Consider the following 20,205-nt stretch of genomic DNA (forward strand, 5'->3'; position numbering starts at 1 on the left):
CGGCTTTAACAGTAAAGCAAAAAGTTTTCCTGTATACGCAATTTAGCACGCCTTCTGGGAAAACCTGATAAAATACCCACACTGACTTGGAGTACCAAGTACAGTGTCGGCTTCTGTAATCAGGGGGGAGTGCCGAAGAAAGCCCTTCGGAACTACCGCCAATATTTATAAGCAGCGTAAGCCATTGTCACAACCCCAGTGATAATAGCAGATTCATCGACTTCAAATTCAGGATGGTGTAATGGATGATTAGTGATGCGATTTGTGTAGCCTACACCCAAGCGAAACATGGAACCGGGAGCGTGTTCTAAAAAAACCGAAAAATCTTCCGCACCTAGGGATGGTTCACTTAAGACTTGGACGCGATCGCTACTCCAAGCTTCTTCCGCTGCTGATTGCAATAATTGTGTCAGGGCATAATCATTTTGCACACTGGGTACACCCTGGCGATAATTGACTTGATAACTTGCACCAAAAGAATGACAAACATGGGCGACGATTTTTTCAATCCACTTGGGGAGATGGGCGCGGGTTTCGGGATGAAGCGATCGCACCGTTCCTAACAATTCTACTTTATCAGCAATGATATTCTTAGCTCTGCCACCATTAATCTTACCGATGCTTAACACTACAGGACGCAAGGGATTTTGTGTGCGGCTAATCGCTTGTTGTAGTGCAGTAATTACTTGGGCTGCAATCCAAATTGCATCAATTGCTTCATGAGGACGTGCCCCATGTCCAGATTCTCCGATAATAATAATCTCTAAATCATCAGCTGCTGCAGTCAATGCGCCGTAACGCACACCAATGCAACCAGCGGGAATAGAAGGAAAAACATGCACCCCTAATACTCCACAGACGTTTACCATCGCCCCATCTTTCACCATCCAGCTTGCGCCTTGGGCAATTTCCTCTGCTGGCTGAAATAAAAACCGCACCTTACCGCCTAACTCTTCTGTCAATTGAGACAGCACCATTGCTGTTCCTAAGCCCACTGTAGTGTGGACATCGTGACCGCAAGCGTGCATTACCCCTTCAGCGTGGGAGGCGTATTCCAACCCCGTGCATTCTTGAATTGGTAATGCATCCATATCAGTGCGAATTGCCAATAATCGGTCATCTTGACCAGCACCTTGTAGTTCTCCGATGACGCCGGTTTTGCCAATTCCTTCCTGGACATGAAGACCACTAGAAGACAAAACACCAGCAATGAAAGCAGCTGTCTGATACTCCTGGCCGCTGAGTTCTGGGTGCGCGTGGATGTGGCGACGAATTTCAATTAAGCGGGGCGCTAGTTTTGTGGCTAAATCTTTAATCTGGGTAAGCATCGATAAATCAAGTTTACAGCCTTTGTTCTCATCATAAAGAAAGGATGGGCAGAGGGGAAGATGGCGGGATGGACAATTCAAAATTCAAAATTTCCCCCAGTTCCCATACCCCATACCCCATTATTGTGAATAGCAGGTTGAGCCTGGGGTATTTTCCGGTTTAAACTTATTACACTCTCTAGCGGTTGAACGTTCTAACGACCAGCCATAAGGTTTATCAGAAGTTACTGTACCAATTGGCAAAGTTGTCAGTCGGTAATGTGCCCCCCGAAAATTAGTGAACTTCAATTTGGCATCTTTGAAGTTAGCACCTTCCAAATAGGCACTGATGAAACCCGCAAAAGACAGATCGGCATTTTCTAGGGATGCTGATTTTAAATTTGCACCGGTTAAGCTAGCGTAACGGAGATTGGCAGAATTTAAAACCGCAGCTTCCAGATTTGCACCAGTCAGATCTGCCTGTGTAAGATTGACTTGAGTTAAAGTAGCTCCTTTCAAGTTAGTTTCTCGCAAATTTGCGTTAGCCAGGTTCAGTAGAGTTAGGTCAGCACCACTCAAATCGCATCGCGGACAGCTACCTGTCTTCTTCAACTGATCTAAGTCTTGCTGATTCAATGCATTCGCTTGGGCTGCAAAACCAAAACAACCTAACACAACGGCGGTAGCAACAATCTTGAGTTTCATATTTTTTAGAGATAATTACAAAGTTGACAATAATATCATGTGGCCTTAAAGACCCATAATCACTGCATCATCCCATGCCCAATCAATCCGCACAAGCGGAGAAAGGAGCGGTAGGTGAGTTTGATTATGAGTAATTCGACCCAGATGCACTAACTCAATGCTTAGTCCCATACTTAAACATATACGAATTTTTCCGTAAATAACAGGAATGAAGAGGTGATGAAGAAGATATAAAAATTTTGTTAATTGTAGTAATTCTACTACCCAAATAAAAATCTAAGGTATAGAATTGAATCGTTACGAACTATACAGAACCACTTATAGACTACCATATATTTGATCCCCCTAGATCCACAACCCATCTAGGGGGATCATAATTTTTGACCAAAAAGCGAGACGCAAGCCCCTGGCTTTAGACATGGGGATAAGTCGGGTGCGGCTTTAGCCGCATTGAAAAGATATATAGTAGGATGACTTTATATAATCTTTACTTTGTTATTTGGCCCGAATCGGTATAATTACACAATGAACCAAAAATATAAATCAAATAACAAAGAATGTCTAATTATGGTTGCCAACAAGTTTTAATTAGTCCAGACAAAGAATTGAGAGCCATCTTAGAGTTTATCTGCGAACAATCAAACAAACTTGCTAATTGCGGACTATATTATTCTCGCCAGTTATTCTTTAAAACTGGCAAGATACCGAGCCAATCTGAGTTACATCGTCTATTGAAGTCTAACGTGCATTTTCAAGCTCTTTATTCCCATGTTGCACAACAAACTTTAACAACTGTGTTTGAGTCGTTTCGGTCGTTTATTGCATTGCTTAAAGGCTTTAAAAATGGAACTGTCGAACAACGCCCAAAGCTACCTATAGCACTTCCTATTCAGATGAGGTACAAAATTGTATCACGCGATGTAGGGGCACGGCACTGCCGTGCCCTTACCGATGTACCTCACTAGGGCGAGAAACGCTATACTTACAAGAAAAATGCTCTCAAGTTAGTTACTTTCTCTCGTGCAGATGTCAAGTTAAAAAACGGGCAATTGCGCTTGCCTCTAGGCAGTAAAGTTAAGGCGTGGTTTGGCATAGATGCATTCTATTTACCGATGCCCTCAAATTTAAGATATTCACTATTAAGGGAGATTCACATTCTACCTCGCAACGGATGTTTTTCTGCTGAGTTTGTTTATTCAGTTGCAGAAATAAAAGTAGAATTAGACTTTCAAAAAGTGCTAGGCATAGACCCAGGACTAAACAATTGGCTAACTTGTGTAAGCAACGCAAATACTAGCTTTATTGTGGACGGATTGCATTTAAAATACTTACTCGGCTTCTTTTATTGATGGCGATTTTCTGCCTGTATTTGGTGACAAACCAGAAGGGTGGAAAGAGTCCGGTAAAAGAGTTTGTCGTGGTTTGTATCAGGCTTCTAGCGGCTTAAAAATTAATGCCGATGCTAATGGGGCTGCAAATATTTTAAGAAAAGTAGCGGTAAAGCTGGGATTTAATCTCAGTGGAATCAGTAGCGGCGCTTTGATATCGCCTTTGAAGATCCGTTTGTGGACTCTTCAAGAATCCCCCGGCTTATAGCCGTGGGGAGTATCAACGTCATTTGTCATTGGTCATTTGTCATTGGTCATTTGTCATTTGTCATTTGTCATTTGTCATTTGTCAATCTTTCCCAGTCCCCAGCGATGCACTGAGCTTGCCGAAGTGTCCCCAGCGATGCACTGAGCTTGTCGAAGTGTCCCCAGCGATGCACTGAGCTTGTCGAAGTGTCCCCAGCGATGCACTGAGCTTGCCGAAGTGTCCCCAGCGATGCACTGAGCTTGCCGAAGTGTCCCCAGCGATGCACTGAGCTTGCCGAAGTGTCCCCAACCTTAACGCCATCCTAAAAAGCGCAACCCAGGGACGATTAGGTAATAACACACCCCCATGCAGAAACTCTGGAAGATGGCGACAAAAGCAAAAAAAGCAATCATCGACGATAAATGTTGCGAGTCGGGTTGAATAGAAAATTGTAAAACTGGATCTAGAAACCCTAGATGAATTAAACCCGCAAAGACGAGCGCGGTGGCAAAGGAAGCAATCACAGCGTAAACTATATGATGGCTACGAAGATCTAAACTCACGGTGAACAGAAAAACTGCAAAGACAATTGAGACCGCCAAGCCGTCATTGCTATTTGTGGGTGTGGTTAATTGCCAAACTAACCAGGCTAATCCATAGCTGATTATGCCCATCATTGAGGCTAGCAAAAAGCGCCGTCGTTGACCGAAACTCCCTGCTGCTGTGAGTCCCCATGCAGTTCCTAGACCTGCGCCGACAAATACCAAAACTTCTGCGCCCAAGCTAGATTGAGTATTTACACTTAAGTCTGGTAGATAAGGTAAGATGAATTTGGTAATGCGATCGCCCAAGCCTGTCTCATAGCCGAAAATCCAACCAGTACTAGTACCTAAACAAGCGCCGATTCCCGTCAGTATCATCGTCCAAATTGTTGTCAAACAAGCCAGTAAGAATTTGGCGATCGCCTTGACTATCGAAAGCGCAATTTTGCCAACAGCTTTGTTAAATTCACCATTAGCTTGTTTCACAGCTTGGATTAGCGGTGTAACTGGGACTAAGGCTTGCTGAATATTGGCTAAACCTTGACGCACAGCGTCCTGAATTGGGACTAATAACCCCTGTTGTGATGATCCTGGAGAAATTTTCGCCAACCGTTTGTGAATAATACTTGCATTTGCTGGACGCGATCGCACATCTTCCTGTACCATCTCATCGAGTAAATCCGCAAATTTAGGGTTGACACTCACTCGTTGACGCCAGCGCAATGTTCCAGTTTGGGGATCTTCCAACTGTGGCGGATACTTACCCGTAAGTAATTCTATCATCGTTCGACCAAGGGCATAAAAATCCGCACCCGGTCCGACATTACGGCCAATAATTTGTTCTGGTGGACTGTAACCAGAAGAAAATAACCTAGTTGAACTTGATTGCGGAGCCAGTTTGGCGTCAAATTGTTTTGCGCCGCCAAAATCAATCAGCACCAGCCGATTTCCCCCAGTTACTCCCACAGATGGGGTGGTACGCAGCATCAAATTAGAAGGCTTGATGTCACGGTGAATAATCTGGCGTTTGTGCAATTCCTTTAAAATTTGCACCACTTGGTTACACCAATTCAACACCAAATCCTCTGGACAGCCTTGAGGATACTTATTGAGTATCTCCTCTAAAGTCTCCCCGTTGATTTTTTCCATCACCAAACAAGGTAGTTGGCGCGATTTGGGATTAGACAAATTTAGTTGAAAATACCCATCAACATCGACGCGGGGAACACCCGGATTTATGAGACTACTTAAAACCCCTGCTTCTTGTGTAAACAATTCCAGCGCCTTGGGTGAATTTTCCACTAGCACTTTTAGCACCTTTTCTGTCTGAATTTTTTCATCCCAAACCGTGTAAATTTGGGCAAATCCTCCCGAACCCAGGGGCTGGAGTGGGACATAGCGATTTAACAGATGTAGCGGTGCGCCACAGCTGTTGCAAAATTTGTTTCCCCAAGGTTGGGGGTAGGGACGTTGACAATCAGGATTTATGCAGTGAATCGCTGTCTGTGTGATTGGGGACACAACCTCTTTAATACAAAGGCTGCCTTGATTTTAGCAATACTCAGGAGTTTTTCAAGTTAGTACAGGGCGTAGCCCATGACGAATTACGCGCAGTGGAAAGCATAATCTGAGAACGAGGAAAACTCTTGATTGTCGCTGCGGGTTTCTTGATCTAAAACCTTGACAACTTTGTTATAAATATCGTCTGCTTGTTGAGGGGAATCACCGATGCAGGTTAAGCCTAATTTGCCAAATTGGGAAAGACAACCCATCAAATGAAACACTGTACCTGTCTCCGTACAGCTGTCAAAATGCAGCCTGTGGTGGGCGATGATATCCATTAAATCGTTGGGTAACAATCCCCGATAGCAGTCTTTTTGCAAGTTGTCAGTGGCTATATAGTATTTGGGACGCCCTTGTTGACTGTAAAATAACCCTGTGGAAAGGTCATAGCGACCGTTGGTTAATAATTTCAGGGTCATAAATGGATGTGTAGTCCCACCTTTGCGGAGATTAATTTCAATCGCTTGAATATCCCACTGTTTATTTCCTTGGTCAACGGTGATAAAATCTACGCCAAATCGTTCTAATACGCCTTTTTCGGCTAGTTTTTTGCCAACCTGTAATCCCAATTGCTGCAACTCTAACCGATAGTGTTCCTCAGCAGGAAATCGACAACCAAGATAAATTTGACCGTCTCTCCCTCCCAAAATTTGGTCGTGGGTGGAGAGGATTTCGACTTCACCTGAGGGTGTAATCCGTCCTTGGACACTGGGCGATCGCTTAATTTCTCCTTCCACAAAAGCCTCAACAATCGCCCCTAATTCCTGGATGCGTCCCGAAAAATTTGCCCAGGTTTCCAGGGTTGATTGAAAGTGCATATTTGGGAGGCGATCGCTAATTGCCTCTACCCGTTGGTGATGAGAAGCTTGCCCTGGTGCTATACTCAGAATTGGTCTAAGATCCAGCAGTGCATTGCCTTCTCCCGAAAAGCCCTCATTAAGTTTCACCACCATCCTTTGTAATGTCGGTTGGCGTTCCCATAAATCAGCAGCAGCCTTTGCTAAATCTGTGCCATTCCCAACACTCGCGCTGCCATCTGGATGCGGTACACTGCTTTGGGCAAAGATTTGCCGACTCCCACTTTTTGTCCCCCAAATTTGTAAATCTGGCGCTGCGGCGTACAGTGGTACACCCAATTTTACTGACAATTCTGCTTCCCAAACCGTAGAATTATAGCACACCATGAAGGCTCTGTCCAAATTCAAGGATTGGCGAATTCGCTGTAGCAAACGCGGGCGTTCTACAATTTTTTGACTGAGGGGCTTGAGGGAAGAATCGTAGGTAGAAAGTAACAGTAAGCGATTACGCGCATGGGAAAAAGGAATACCTGGTAACAATTGTAAATAGTAATCGATAATACTGGGATGCAGTGGCATTGATGTCACATAAATCAGCCGAGTGCGGGGATTTCGCAAGCGCATCAAGGAAAAAAGTAATCTTTCTTCATAATGTTCGCAGCCTTCTATCTTTTGGAGTTCGTGCTGGTCGATACTCAACGAAGGAATAATTAAAATATCTGCCTCACTGTTATCGAAAATTTCGATAGTTTTCCAGCGATCGCGCAAAGTTAATTGAAGATGGCGAAACTGATCAATTTTCTCCAATTCAGAAATATTCAATGTTACCATAATCCCCGCCCTGTCTTGATTCCCAGACAACCTTATGTCTTAGGTATATCGTAAGAATGAGTCAGATGTTGGTGGTGTGCAACACTTCTTTGACTCATACAGTGTCCGACCCATAAATCAAAGTGCAACTTGTAGGCGCAACACCTTACTGTCCGAGTTACCAGGGTAATCAAATAGGCTTTTTATGAAAAATCCATAAAGTTCTGTTGCTGCAAAAATTGTGGGTTAGTACTACGGTTATCTTGCAGTTACTGGGTTTGAGGTTGATGCAATTAAAATAAACACTATATAGTTTGTGTAAAGATTGTCCAATATTATTTCCCACTGCCAGAAAAAAAATGTATACTTTTTCATATACATTAAGTATATACTAGTAGTAGCAAAACGATTTAGGTTCCGCTAGTTTGTCGTGAGGACTGGTTCTTGCGTACTTAACGTGCTAAATTTTTAATTACAGTCGATAACTTTGTTTTAAAATCAAGGCTTACAGGCGCTTATAGCCAAAATTTTAATCATCAGACCTAAAAGGCAGTAAATAATGGCTGTCATCTTATCCCAGCAAGGAGTTCAAGCTTATTTTTCAACATATTTAGCACGCTAAGTACGCAAGAACCAATTGCATAAGTCTGACTATGTTTGACTATGTGATTTGGAACTATAAACAACAAGACATAGTATTTTTAGAAGAGACGGAAGTTAAAGAACAAGACAGCTAGAGCAATGAGTGCAGAAACAAATTCTCTCCCCTTGGGAACAAATACCTCATCAGATATTTTTGGCAACACATCTATACAGAGAGACCTGACATTACCAGTGACACAGCTAGGAGGATCTAGTAATCAGAATCTGGTTTTTATTGATAGTAACCTTGCCGAAACCTCCATTTTGAGTAGCAGCTTTGAGAATGCAGAAGTGTTTTTGCTAAATCCAAACATTGATGGTATAGCACAAATCACGAATGTTCTCGCCCAGTACCAAAATGTTGCGAGTGTACATATTGTCTCTCACGGTAACGCAGGGGATGTGTTGTTAGGCAACAGCCATTTAAATTTGGCAAATATCAGTAGTTATAGCAGTGATTTGCAAAGTTGGAGTCATGCCTTGACTACTGATGCAGATGTACTGTTATATGGCTGTAACGTGGGAGCAGGAGGGGACGGACAAAGTTTCATCCAGCAACTGAGCCAAATCACAGGTGCAGATATTGCAGCTTCTAATGACTTAACAGGAAATGCTGCCCTTGGTGGTGACTGGGAGTTAGAAGTTAACACTGGAACAATTGAATCAAGTAGTGTTTTGGATAGTCAGGCGATCGCACAGTATCAAAGTATTTTGCCAATTTACAACGGCAAGAACTACATATTAACCAACGGGTCAAAAACCTGGGAAAACGCTCAAGCCGAAGCCCAGAGTTTAGGCGGTAACTTAGTCACGATTAATGATGCAGCAGAGGAAACTTGGCTGAAATCGACCTTTGGTAGTAATCAGCAGTTCTGGATAGGCTTCACAGATAAAGATGTAGAAGGGCAATTTAAGTGGGTGAATGGAGAAGCCACCACCTACACCAACTGGGCACCAGGTGAACCAAATAACCGGGGTGGTAACGAAAACTATGCTGTGATGAATTGGGGGAGTACTGGGAAGTGGAATGATCTGCCCTCAACAGTTGTCCGTCGCGGCCTTATTGAGGTTGCACCAGCTTCGCTCGCCCTGGAGAAAAACACTTATTCTATCAATGAAACTGCAGGGAGTTTAGTCATTGGAGTTGTTCGCAGTAACGATAGCACTGATAAGGCAACGGTTCAGTATCGGGTAGATAGTGGCACAGCCGTGGCAGATTCAGACTTTACGGCAACCAGTGGTACATTGACATTTGGTGTTGGAGAAACGTCTAAAACCTTTACTATTCCTATCATCAATGACACCCTGATAGAAGGGAACGAAACCTTCACCCTCGTGATCGAATCTCCCACAGGGGCAGATTTAGGCACGATTCGGACAGCAAGCGTCACCCTCATTGATGATGAAAGTACAGTACTGACGATCAGCGAACCGGAGGTTAATGAGAATGCAGGCAACGCAATCATTACCGTAACACGGGGTAATGGCGTCGGCACCGGGACTGTAGACTTTACCACCGTTGATGGAACTGCGATCGCCGGCAGTGATTATCAGGCTACCTCTGGTCAACTCACCTTTGCCGACGGCGAAACCTCCAAAACAATTACAATTGGTCTGATTAACGATACGATTGGGGAGCCGGACGAAACCTTCACGATTCAGTTTACTAATCTGGTAGGAGTGACTTTACAAGACACTAGCCTGAACACCGTGACCATCATCGATGACGATCCGGGAAGTTTTATTCGAGAAACTTTCATCTCCGGGCTAAACCAACCAACGGCGTTTGTTCGCACACCAGATAACTCCCTGATGTATATTCTGGAAAAATCCGGCATCATCAAAGTTGCACAGGGTAACACCGTCCTCGCAACGCGCTTTATTGACCTCAGACAGGATGTCAACAATGTGCGCGATCGCGGGGCACTAGGGCTGGCCATTCACCCTGACTTCTTCAATGGCAGTCCTTACATCTACGTTTCCTACACCTACGATCCACCAGAAGCCTATCTCAATACCAATCCCACCACCACCCTGGATGACCCAGATAGGGCTGGCAACCGTCCGGCTCGGGTTGTGCGAATCACAGCAGATGCTACCAATGGATATCGCACCGCAGTAGCTAACAGTCAAGTGGTGATTGTCGGCAAGAACAGTACCTGGGCGAATACCAGCCGTCCTGATGGCAACAGCACCACTGATTTTTCCATCCCCGAATCAGGTAGAACTACAGATGGGGGATACGTGCAAGACTACATCAAAACCGATAGTGAATCCCATACTATCGGACAACTCGCCTTTGGGGCAGACGGTGCCCTATACGTGAGTGTCGGTGATGGCACCTCCTATAATGGTAGGGATGCCCGCTCTGCTTCTGTGTTAAACTTAGACAGCCTATCTGGTAAAATCCTGCGCGTAGATCCCCTAACGGGACAAGGGCTAGCAGACAATCCGTTCTTCAATGGCGATCCAAATAGCAACCGCTCTAAAGTATGGAACCTGGGGCTACGCAATCCCTTCCGATTTACCATCAAACCGGGAACCAGCACCCCCTTTATTGGCGATGTCGGTTGGAGCACATGGGAAGAAGTGAATGTCGGCACCAGTGGCGCTAACTTTGGCTGGCCTGCTTACGAAGGTGGCACCAATGCAGTCAATCTTGTCAATTTGCGCCAGCCGTTATATGATGCGGCTAATATCCCAGCAATCGAAGCTTTGTACAACCCTGATCAGGTTGTCACTGCACCCATCTATGCGCGGAATCACTCAGCAGGGGCAAAGGCGATTGTTCTGGGCGACTTCTACGACGGCAATACATTTCCCAGTGCTTACAATGATACTGTCTTTGTTGCCGATGTGAATGAAGGTACAGTAGATGCACTAACGCTCAATAGCGAGAATCGTGTTACCGCAGTCCGTCGGTTTGCCTCTGGTATTCCCGGTATTGTCTATATGGAAACTGGACCTGATGGGAATCTATATTACGTCAATTTAGGTACTAATTCAATCGGTCGCTGGCGTCCTGTTTAACTTTGTAGGGGCGCAAGGCCTTGCGCCCCGAACAACAATCGTCCTCACATAGCTGATAAAATAGGTGTTACCCCCTATTCGCCATTGGTATCCTGTAGAGGGACGGGGAATTACGCGATATTGTTAAATGTATTAATTAGGATATCGCTGAACTCACCTCTACTTGCTCCAACTGAGGGACAAAGAGGAAACACTTATTAATTTATTTTATGTCTTAAGATTGAGCCAGCTGGAAATTTGTTTACATCTAGAGAACGATAAACTTCATCAACATAACAGTTAACTTAAAGGCAGAGCTTATATCCGGGGTAAAACAGCCTACACACCTCACAAATAATAACTATAACTATGGCATCTCCAACACCATTGTATGGCACAGAGTTAGTAGATTGTGCTAGAGCAAATGCCAAGCAGGGAATTGAAACTGCGGCTTATCAATGTGGCTATAGTGATGATATCAAGACATTTGCGGGAGAACTCAGACAAGCTTGTGAGCAAATGAATTTACAAGTTAAAGAACTCAGCGAACTGATTACTGACCAGGATATGATATTGGAATTGCGTACAGGCGAAATCATTGCCCCAGAGACAGCATCAGAATTGTAATATTTTTGAATTCTCTCTATTTAAACAATCATAATTAGTTGGTAGTCGCGCTAAAGCGCGACTACCAACTAATTATGATTGTTTGTACTGACTTAGTTTTCTCGTGCCAAACTGATTAATAATTAATTCGCTGAATATAGCATAATTATTTTGTATAATACCTAACTACAACTAAACTAAAAAATGAATTTGAACTATAGACAGACTGTGTTGTTGAATATTTCTGTCTTCAGAACGGTTAAGCCATAATGGGTAATCGTTACATTTGTCCTCAAAATTGACGGTATTTGTAGCGTGGGCAATGCCCAGCCTACTTATTATTTAATGATTCAAGAAAATTTGGTCAGCAATTTTAAGAGTTTTTTAGTGTTGGCTGTGAGTAGGGTTCGACGATAAGCATCGGCTGCTTTTTTAATAGCTTCGGCCTGTGTGGGATAAGGATGAATTACACTACTTAACTTGCTCAAACCTATCTTATTAACAATGGCTGTGGTAATTTCAGAAATCATATCTCCTGCATGAGTAGCGACAATGGTTGCACCGACAATTTCATCAGAACCCTTTTTGTGGTGAATTTTGAGAAATCCTGACTCTTCAGCATCGGCGATCGCTCGGTCTACACTACTAAAAGGTATGGTAATTGTCGCTATATCAATACCCTGTTCCTGTGCCTCATGTTCATATAACCCTACATGGGCAATTTCTGGATCAGTATATGTCACCCAAGGCATAATTAAATTACTCAGTTTTGAACGTCCCCAGCCAAAGGGAGAAAACAAAGTATTCTTAATGACTATTCTAGCAGCTGCATCGGCGGCGTGGGTAAATTTCCAATCCATGCAGATGTCACCAGCTGCATAAATCTGGGGATTTGTTGTCTGTAGATAATCATTTACCTTGACGCCTTTTTGTTGGTCATATTCCACCCCGACAAGTTCTAAATTCAAACCTTCAACATTCGGAGCGCGTCCGGCACCTGCTAAAATTTCATCAACAGTCACAGAATCGCGATGACCATTGACAGAAAAGTAAAGTCGTTTACCCTCGGTGACAGTTACCACTTCTTCTAATTTGGCATTGAGGACTAAGCGAATTCCTTCTTTGATCAAGACTTTTTGCAAAATTTGGGCTGCGTCTTTCTCTTCTTTATTGAGGATATGGGAACCGCGATGGAACAGTACCACTTCAGAACCCAAACGCCTAAAAGCTTGCGCCAATTCGCAACCAATCGGTCCACCACCAATCACCGCTAACTTTTGGGGTCGTTGGATGAGGGAAAATACAGATTCATTGGTGAGATATCCTGCTTTCTCAATTCCCTCAATCGCTGGACGGACTGCTCTTGCGCCAGTAGCGATGACTGCTTTTTTAAATTTGAGGATTTTGCCTTCAACTTCGACTGTATTGTAACTCGCAAAGCGACCGCTACCTAAAAAGACATCAACCCCCAGGGTTGAAAAGCGTTCCGCTGAGTCATGATGGCTGATACCTGCTCTAATTTGGCGCATCCGTTTCATAACTGTGGGAAAATCCACATCGAAATGTTGGGGGATATTAATTCCTAGATCCTTGGCTTTCCAAAGTTCGCCTACCACACGAGATGAGCGGATAATGGTTTTCGAGGGAACACAACCGACGTTTAAGCAATCTCCACCCATGAGATGCTTTTCAATCAACGCCACTTTTAATCCTAAATCCAAACCCGCAGCACCTGCAGCTACCACTAATCCCGCAGTACCGGCACCAATTACTACTAAGTCGTAAATATCAGCAGGTTCGGGATTAATCCAATTTGGTGGATGGACATAAGATACCAATTTTTGGTTATACTCGTCCATTGGGCGAACTGTGATTTTCTCAAATTCCGCATTCGACATTGTTGACACTCCTTTGAAGGCTGAAGGTTGAAGCTTTGAGGCTGACAGTTGAGGCTTTGAGGGTGATGCGATAATAGATGGGGTAAGGGCGCAAGGCCTTGCGCCCCTACAAAGGTATTAATCTGTTACCGGATTTTAAACAATTGCTGTAATTCCCGATCCCCCCATCTCCCCACGTCCCTAGTTACTCACAGCCTGATCTAAGGCTTTGCGGGCTACACGGGTGACAAAAACTGTCACAGCGATGGTAGCGATCAAACCAAGGATGCGAATTAACCATTGTAGAGTGGGGTTAGTAGGTTGAGCCTCAGTCCCAATTCTGGCAAGATTACCAGCTAAGGAACCAATATAAACGTACATGATAGTTCCCGGAATCATCCCCACAGAACCAATAAAGTAATCTTTGAGAGACACTCCTGTAATTCCAAAGGCGTAGTTTAATAAATTGAAAGGAAATATGGGAGAAAGTCGCGTTAACAGGACAATTTTTAATCCTTCTTTAGCAACAGCTTGGTCAATAGCGGCAAATTTTTTGTTACCTGTGATTTTACTTGCTACCCAACCTCTGGCTAAATAACGTCCGACAATAAAAGCAGCGGTAGCGCCTAAAGTTGCACCAATGAATACGTAAATAGAACCCCAAACTACACCAAATATCACACCAGATCCCAAGGTGAGAATCGAGCCGGGTAAAAAAGCGACTGTAGCAATAATATAAAGTACTATAAAAGCGATTGCTCCTACAGCACCAAGGCTATTAATCGATTGTAAAGCGTCTCGTAAAATTGCTTGGGGGTTGAACTGGGGGCTGGGAACTGGGACGCTGATAAACAACGTAGAGGCTTGAGCTAAATCCTGGTTTGTGTTCCAAAAAATGGCACAAATTAGTGACAAAAATATGAATACAAATCCTATTGTGATGTAGGTAGAATATTTAGTGTTTTTCTGGGACATGATATTAGTTATGATTATTTGTATCATGGGTAATTTCTGCTGTTGCTACAGTTTGTTTGAGAGCTTTTTGAGCAATTTTTGTCACATAAACAGTGACAGCAACGGTAGCAATTAATCCAACTATTTGTAGCACCCATTCCGCGATTTGACTTTGTGGATTACTTGGCTGATGATGGATGTTAATCATAGCGAGATTACCTGCAAGAGAACCAATGTAAACGTACATCACCGTACCTGGAACAATCCCTATTGAACCTAAGATATAATCTCTCAGCGAAACTTGTGTCACTCCAAAAGCATAATTTAATAAATTGAACGGAAATAGGGGTGAAAGGCGAGTTAATAGCACAATTTTCCATCCCTCTGTGGCTACTGCTAAATCAAGGGCTTTAAATTTAGGATGTTTTTCTATTTGTTGAGAAACCCAATCCCGTGAAAGATAGCGTCCAATCAAGAAAGCCAAAGTGGCGCCGATAATTGCAGCAATTAATACATATATAGACCCCCAAAATAGACCAAAGAGACAACCACCTTTTAAAGTCAGAATCGAGCCTGGTATAAATAGCAAGGTAGCCAAGTTGTAGACGACTATGAAAGCAATAGGTCCTAATGCACCAAGACTGTTGATCCAAATTATTGAAGTCTGCAAAAATTCCTGAACATTAAAGTGTTTGGTCACAATTATCAGGGTAGCAAGCAGACAACTTAGGAGAGCAAATTTTAGTATAGTATATAATCTGCGTTTGTGCATTTTCAGTTATCGGCATGTATAAGTAGGTGGGCGCAAATAAACCGTACTGGCGTTGGTCGTCATTTGTCATTGGTAAGAAGTAGGGTGCGTCAGAACTGGAAAATTAGTAATCTTCTCCTAAAATTAACCTGTGTGACGCACCCTGCAAACTACTATCTCAATCTAAGATATGCTCATTCAATGAAAAGCAGCTTAAAATTTTCTTAATTTTTCCCGACGATACCAGCTACGAATTCGCGCTGGTGACACACCGAGTAAATAAGCAATAATTACTATTTGATTAATCAGCGTAGTTTTCAAAATTCCCGTTTGCAACCACCGACGGGCTGAGGTGATAACTGGTACTTTTATGATAGCAATTCTGCCGATAGGTTTTAAACGTCGTATAAGTTCAAAGTCTTCCATAATTGGCAATTCACGAAAGTAGCCAATTTGCTGGAATATTTCTTTAGTGATAAAAATTGCTTGATCACCATAGGGCATTTGCCAAAGGCGCGATCGCCAATTCACTCCCCATTCTACCCACCGGATACCCCACCCCGATGTATCAATCTGCAAGGTAAAGGCACCTGCTACAATCCCTGGCTGTTGTAGCGCTGTGCGAATCATGATATCAAACTCAGTTGGTAAACGGGTATCTGCATGGAGAAACAGCAGAATATCGCCACTAGCAGCCAAAGCACCTGTGTTCATTTGTACAGCACGCCCAGGAGATGATGAGATAACTTTAGCACCTAATGACTGAGCTATTTCTCTAGTGTCATCTTGGGAGCCACCATCTACCACAATTACTTCTATATTTGTACTGGGTTGAGTAGACGCGATCGCTTGTTTAATATTTCCCGCTTCATTCAGTGTGGGAATGATAATAGAAATTTTGGCATTGTTCACAAATATCTACCAATTGTTCGCTATATATCTGTTAATAGTCGTGCTTTTCGCCGAATAAAATCAAGTAATGTTTCTTGGGAAGAAATAATATCAGATCTACCTTCCATACCAGATTGAATCACACATTTGCGATCGCCAGAAATTAACACCTGTTTTTCTGGCTGGATGGTGATTTGGTAAGTAGCTGTGTTTGAACTCTGATTTTCAGGAGAGATGGTATCTGGCGAAATGTCTCGCACTTGAGCTTTTAAAGTACCATATTCAGTGTAGGAACAGCCAGAAAGACGCAGTTAAATCGAGTTTTTGGTCATCAGCCGTCAGGATACATTGTTCACCATCACCATAATAAACATCTAATTGTACTTCCGTGCCAAGATCCCATTACTTTGCCTTCTGGTAGCGAACCAGAACCGGATTTTGTGATTGCTCGTGCTACAGATGATCATTATTTATCTGCTCATCCCAGCCCAAAGGATGTTTTACTAGTAATTGAAATTGCTGATTCTTCTTTGAATTATGACCAAGAGGTGAAAATACCCCTTTATGCAGAAGCCGGAATTTCCGATTACTGGATATTTAATTTAGTTGCTCAACATTTAGAATGCTATAGCGAACCTTATCAAGAATTAACTCTTAATTTCGCTTATGGTCTCAAGCGAATTTTCTTGCCTAATCAGTCAGTTATTCTGCCTTGTTTTTCCGATTTATCTCTAGATTTATCTCGGATTTTTCCGCGAATTACTGTTTGAAATCATCGTGTTGGACTACCCCCACTACCCCAAGGTTTTATCTGAGTACCTTTATCTCTTCCTCGGACATTTATACCAATAAAAGATTTATTATCAGCATCCGGACTTATCCAAAAATTAATTGAGTTATTGCGTTCTTGTTGTGAAATTTTATCACATGCTTTCCATCCAACAAAAGTAATAGAACCTTTTCGTCCCCAACTCGATTCCAAAGCACGTGTTATTCTAACCACAACTTCCTCTAAACTTAGATTAGGTGCATGGATAAGACCATTCTGCCACCAATTTGAGCTTCGTTGACCAACTGAACTACCAGGCTGAAGACATACTTGAATTAAAGATGTTTTGTCTTTTTCAGGATTCCCAGGATTAACCATGTCAGAATTACACTGTCTGAGAATGGATATCCCAACCAAAAATCCTTGGCTCATGACATAGGATTATCCCTAGACACAATTAATAGATTCCTCAATGCTAAACCTGTTCTGTATGGAACCTTTGAAGAAATATGTCGGAAATTAAACCTGGATTGGAAAGAAATCTCCACTCCAGATTTTGAGTCTACTTCTCTTCAAAAAACTATACATACTCAGGAATCATTAAGCAAAAAATACCAAGACTGGGGAACTGCGGTTGATGTCTCAGTGTTTTACGATCGCACCCAAGAAATGGCACAGTTAGAGTCATGGATATTGGAATATAGCTGTCGCTTAGTGACAATATTCGGCATGGGTGGGGTTGGTAAGACAAGTTTAGCAACCAAGCTGGCAAAACAGATCCAGGATGAATTTGATTATCTGATTTGGCGTTCTTTAGAGGTTGTTTTAAAAGTCCTGTCGTTGGTAGCAAAACGTTTTAGATCCCCCTAAATCCCCCTTAAAAAGGGGGACTTTGAGAAGTTTTCCCCCCTTTTTAAGGGGGGCTGGGGGGATCGAGCAGTGCTTAAAATGACAGCTAATCACTTTGAAAACAACCTCTAAAGGTACGAGAAATGGCAATTGCCTTCAACAACTGCTTTGAAAAAATTGCAGAGCCAAACAAAGCCCGCACAGGCGACTTTAAGTATACCCAAATACTGTTCTGGATCAATTCCCAAATATCTTAGGGACTTCCAGAAATTAAATTATCCAGGGTAGGTGCGTCAGTACCAAGAATTTCGAGCTACGTTTTGAGTTTATCGCTGCTGACGCACCCTACAATTGTATATTTTTTTATTTGGAAGTCCCTTACAGCAATTTTCATCGATTTGAACCACATTCTTTGTAGGGGTTTAGCATTGCTAAACCCGTACCGCGTGGTCTATTGACCTGAAAACTGCTATAATTGCGCTGCTAATTGTTGGGCGCGTTGTTCAGCTTGTTGGACTCTTTGGGCGCCAGATCGCCTTGTAAATTGGGCTGCTTTTTCTATACTTCAATAGAATTGAGATAAAGCTAATATACATTACACTCATTAAACTTCATTTCCCATGACCACTTCTCAACGCCGCTATCACATCACTACTTTTGGATGCCAAATGAATAAAGCCGACTCAGAGCGCATGGCTGGCATTTTAGAAGACATGGGTTTTGAATTTGCTGAAGATCCCAATCATGCTGATTTAATTCTCTACAATACTTGTACAATTAGGGATAATGCCGAGCAAAAGGTATATTCCTACCTGGGCAGACAGGCAAAGCGTAAACACGAGCAGCCTGATTTAACATTGATTGTCGCTGGTTGTGTTGCCCAGCAAGAAGGGGAAAGTCTGTTGCGGCGCGTGCCAGAATTGGATTTGGTGATGGGGCCACAATACGCTAACCAGCTAAAAAATTTGCTGGAATCGGTTTTGGCTGGTAATCAAATTGTCGCCACTGAGCCGGTTCACATTATGGAAGATATCACCCAGCCGCGCCGGGATAGCAAAGTGACGGCTTGGGTGAATGTAATTTATGGTTGTAACGAACGCTGCACTTACTGCGTCGTTCCCAATGTGCGTGGGGTGGAACAATCCCGGACACCGGCAGCAATTCGCGCCGAAATGGAGGAATTGGGGCGACAAGGTTACAAAGAAATCACCCTACTTGGTCAAAATATTGACGCTTACGGTAGAGATTTGCCGGGGACGACCAGCGAAGGTCGCCATTTGCACACATTCACAGATTTACTATATTACGTGCATGATGTCCCAGGGATTGAAAGGCTGAGGTTTGCCACAAGTCACCCCCGTTATTTTACGGAGCGTTTAATTAAAGCTTGTGCCGAATTGCCCAAGGTGTGCAAACACTTCCATATACCTTTTCAATCTGGGGATAATGAACTTTTGAAAGCGATGGCGCGGGGTTATACCCACGAAAAATATCGCCGGATTATTGATACAATTCGCCAATATATGCCAGATGCGTCAATTAGTGCCGATGCAATTGTCGGTTTTCCTGGAGAAACAGAAGCACAGTTTGAAAATACCCTGAAGTTGGTGGAAGATATTGGCTTTGACATGTTAAATACAGCCGCATATTCCCCGCGTCCAGGGACACCAGCTGCTTTGTGGGACAATCAGTTAAGTGAAGAAGTCAAAAGCGATCGCCTACAAAGATTAAACCATTTAGGCAACATCAAAGTCGCCGAGCGATCGCAGCGTTATTTTGGCCGCATGGAATTCGTACTGGTAGAAGACCAAAACCCCAAAGATCCCACCCAGGTAATGGGACGCACAGGCGGTAATCGTCTGACTTTCTTCACTGGTGATATTCAGGAACTCAAAGGCCAGTTGGTTAAGGTGAAAATTACCGAAGTTCGTCCTTTTAGCTTGACTGGGGAATTTGAACGCACCCCATCTAAATCAAAGATTATAGATGGGGATTCGTGCGCTAAGAAGCTGTAATACTTCTTGAGCGTTACCAGGGTTACTGGCGTTCTCAGTGTGTCGTTAGAACTTTCGCTGACGTTGGCGAAGCCTGCGCTCCGCGCATACACCCTAGTAAAAAGTATTATTAATATAATGACTTTTTACTCGTTATAAACAATTAGTGAAATTGGTCTATGTCTCCGGCTGTAAAGCTTTTACAGTACCGCAAACACTAATTATTATAATTATAGCATGAAAGAATAATTGTTGCTGCGCGTTTTATACTGGTTTCGCTTACCCCACCTAAAATGTAGATATTTTTATAGTATTTTTAGGTGGGGACTGCGCGAAACATTTTTGTTCAAACAAAGATAGGACTTACGCATGAGTAACGAAAAATCAAGGGGTTGGGCATCGGGCGACAGACGCCCAGACCGAAAAATTCACCAATGCCCTATGCCCTATGCCCTATGCCCTATGCCCTATGCCCTATGCCCTATGCCCTATGCCCTATGCCCTATGCCCTATGCCCTATGCCCCATGCCCTATGCCCGATCTCCACGAATAGCCTAGTGCGTA

Annotated in this window: 18 protein-coding genes; 7 read left to right on the top strand and 11 right to left on the bottom strand. The window is 43.2% G+C overall.

The window, feature by feature from the left end; genetic code table 11:
* Window positions 1–152 precede the first annotated feature (152 nt).
* Together HEQ19_17280 and HEQ19_17285 are read right to left on the bottom strand one after the other, a co-directional pair.
* Window positions 153–1,328 carry a M20 family metallopeptidase gene (locus HEQ19_17280; protein ID WYM03471.1) on the bottom strand — a complete coding sequence of 392 codons (1,176 nt, stop codon included), beginning with the start codon at window positions 1,326–1,328 and terminating at the stop codon, window positions 153–155.
* 120 nt (window positions 1,329–1,448) lie between these two features.
* Window positions 1,449–2,012 (bottom strand): pentapeptide repeat-containing protein, encoded by a 564-nt coding sequence (locus tag HEQ19_17285; GenBank protein WYM00984.1) that lies wholly within the window; start codon window positions 2,010–2,012, stop codon window positions 1,449–1,451.
* Window positions 2,013–2,569: 557 nt separating this feature from the next.
* Between HEQ19_17285 and HEQ19_31140 the strand changes: the two genes are divergently transcribed.
* On the top strand, window positions 2,570–2,977 hold the full coding sequence (locus tag HEQ19_31140; GenBank protein WZI66946.1) for a hypothetical protein: 408 nt from the start codon (window positions 2,570–2,572) through the stop codon (window positions 2,975–2,977).
* A gap of 457 nt (window positions 2,978–3,434) precedes the next feature.
* Window positions 3,435–3,608, top strand: coding sequence for a hypothetical protein (locus HEQ19_31145; protein WZI66947.1), 174 nt, complete (start codon window positions 3,435–3,437; stop codon window positions 3,606–3,608).
* An 81-nt stretch (window positions 3,609–3,689) separates the two neighbouring features.
* Here HEQ19_31145 and HEQ19_17295 read toward each other — a convergent pair whose 3' ends face one another.
* The 3 genes from HEQ19_17295 to HEQ19_17305 all read right to left on the bottom strand — a co-directional run bounded on the left by HEQ19_17295 (window position 3,690) and on the right by HEQ19_17305 (window position 7,320).
* On the bottom strand, window positions 3,690–3,908 hold the full coding sequence (locus tag HEQ19_17295; protein ID WYM00985.1) for a hypothetical protein: 219 nt from the start codon (window positions 3,906–3,908) through the stop codon (window positions 3,690–3,692).
* Window positions 3,899–5,650 (bottom strand): serine/threonine-protein kinase, encoded by a 1,752-nt coding sequence (locus tag HEQ19_17300; GenBank protein ID WYM00986.1) that lies wholly within the window; start codon window positions 5,648–5,650, stop codon window positions 3,899–3,901. The genes HEQ19_17295 and HEQ19_17300 overlap by 10 nt, the downstream gene beginning before the upstream one ends.
* A gap of 83 nt (window positions 5,651–5,733) precedes the next feature.
* Window positions 5,734–7,320, bottom strand: a complete 1,587-nt coding sequence (locus HEQ19_17305; protein ID WYM00987.1) for a peptide ligase PGM1-related protein — start codon at window positions 7,318–7,320, stop codon at window positions 5,734–5,736.
* Between the two features lie 720 nt (window positions 7,321–8,040).
* Between HEQ19_17305 and HEQ19_17310 the strand changes: the two genes are divergently transcribed.
* Both HEQ19_17310 and HEQ19_17315 read left to right on the top strand, forming a co-directional pair.
* Window positions 8,041–10,971, top strand: a complete 2,931-nt coding sequence (locus HEQ19_17310; GenBank protein WYM00988.1) for a DUF4347 domain-containing protein — start codon at window positions 8,041–8,043, stop codon at window positions 10,969–10,971.
* Window positions 10,972–11,319: 348 nt separating this feature from the next.
* The gene (locus tag HEQ19_17315) at window positions 11,320–11,577 is read left to right on the top strand and encodes a hypothetical protein (GenBank protein ID WYM00989.1); all 258 of its coding nucleotides are present in this window, start codon (window positions 11,320–11,322) and stop codon (window positions 11,575–11,577) included.
* Window positions 11,578–11,906: 329 nt separating this feature from the next.
* Here the strand turns inward: HEQ19_17315 and HEQ19_17320 are convergent, their stop codons facing one another.
* The 5 genes from HEQ19_17320 to HEQ19_17340 form a co-directional block, all read right to left on the bottom strand.
* Window positions 11,907–13,454: a mercuric reductase gene (locus tag HEQ19_17320; GenBank protein WYM00990.1), complete on the bottom strand. Its 1,548-nt coding sequence runs from the start codon at window positions 13,452–13,454 to the stop codon at window positions 11,907–11,909.
* A gap of 180 nt (window positions 13,455–13,634) precedes the next feature.
* Window positions 13,635–14,408 carry a TVP38/TMEM64 family protein gene (locus HEQ19_17325; protein WYM00991.1) on the bottom strand — a complete coding sequence of 258 codons (774 nt, stop codon included), beginning with the start codon at window positions 14,406–14,408 and terminating at the stop codon, window positions 13,635–13,637.
* Between the two features lie 4 nt (window positions 14,409–14,412).
* A complete protein-coding gene (locus HEQ19_17330) occupies window positions 14,413–15,159 on the bottom strand; it encodes a TVP38/TMEM64 family protein (protein WYM00992.1) in 747 nt (248 codons plus the stop codon).
* Between the two features lie 192 nt (window positions 15,160–15,351).
* Window positions 15,352–16,050 carry a TIGR04283 family arsenosugar biosynthesis glycosyltransferase gene (locus HEQ19_17335; GenBank protein ID WYM00993.1) on the bottom strand — a complete coding sequence of 233 codons (699 nt, stop codon included), beginning with the start codon at window positions 16,048–16,050 and terminating at the stop codon, window positions 15,352–15,354.
* 20 nt (window positions 16,051–16,070) lie between these two features.
* A complete protein-coding gene (locus tag HEQ19_17340) occupies window positions 16,071–16,289 on the bottom strand; it encodes a hypothetical protein (protein ID WYM00994.1) in 219 nt (72 codons plus the stop codon).
* A gap of 18 nt (window positions 16,290–16,307) precedes the next feature.
* On the opposite strand from HEQ19_17340, the gene HEQ19_17345 reads away from it, so the two are divergent.
* Complete coding sequence (locus HEQ19_17345) at window positions 16,308–16,799, top strand: Uma2 family endonuclease (GenBank protein WYM03472.1); 492 nt, start codon at window positions 16,308–16,310, stop codon at window positions 16,797–16,799.
* Between the two features lie 2 nt (window positions 16,800–16,801).
* Here the strand turns inward: HEQ19_17345 and HEQ19_17350 are convergent, their stop codons facing one another.
* Window positions 16,802–17,230 carry a hypothetical protein gene (locus HEQ19_17350; GenBank protein ID WYM00995.1) on the bottom strand — a complete coding sequence of 143 codons (429 nt, stop codon included), beginning with the start codon at window positions 17,228–17,230 and terminating at the stop codon, window positions 16,802–16,804.
* Here HEQ19_17350 and HEQ19_17355 point away from each other — a divergent pair.
* Together HEQ19_17355 and miaB are read left to right on the top strand one after the other, a co-directional pair.
* Window positions 17,222–17,668: an NB-ARC domain-containing protein gene (locus tag HEQ19_17355; protein WYM00996.1), complete on the top strand. Its 447-nt coding sequence runs from the start codon at window positions 17,222–17,224 to the stop codon at window positions 17,666–17,668. The two genes, HEQ19_17350 and HEQ19_17355, sit on opposite strands and share 9 nt — an antisense overlap.
* A 599-nt stretch (window positions 17,669–18,267) precedes the next feature.
* Window positions 18,268–19,662: a tRNA (N6-isopentenyl adenosine(37)-C2)-methylthiotransferase MiaB gene (gene miaB / locus HEQ19_17360; GenBank protein ID WZI66948.1), complete on the top strand. Its 1,395-nt coding sequence runs from the start codon at window positions 18,268–18,270 to the stop codon at window positions 19,660–19,662.
* The last annotated feature ends 543 nt before the right edge of the window (window positions 19,663–20,205 follow it).

The organism is Gloeotrichia echinulata CP02 (genome assembly GCA_038087035.1).
Lineage (GTDB): Bacteria > Cyanobacteriota > Cyanobacteriia > Cyanobacteriales > Nostocaceae > Gloeotrichia > Gloeotrichia echinulata.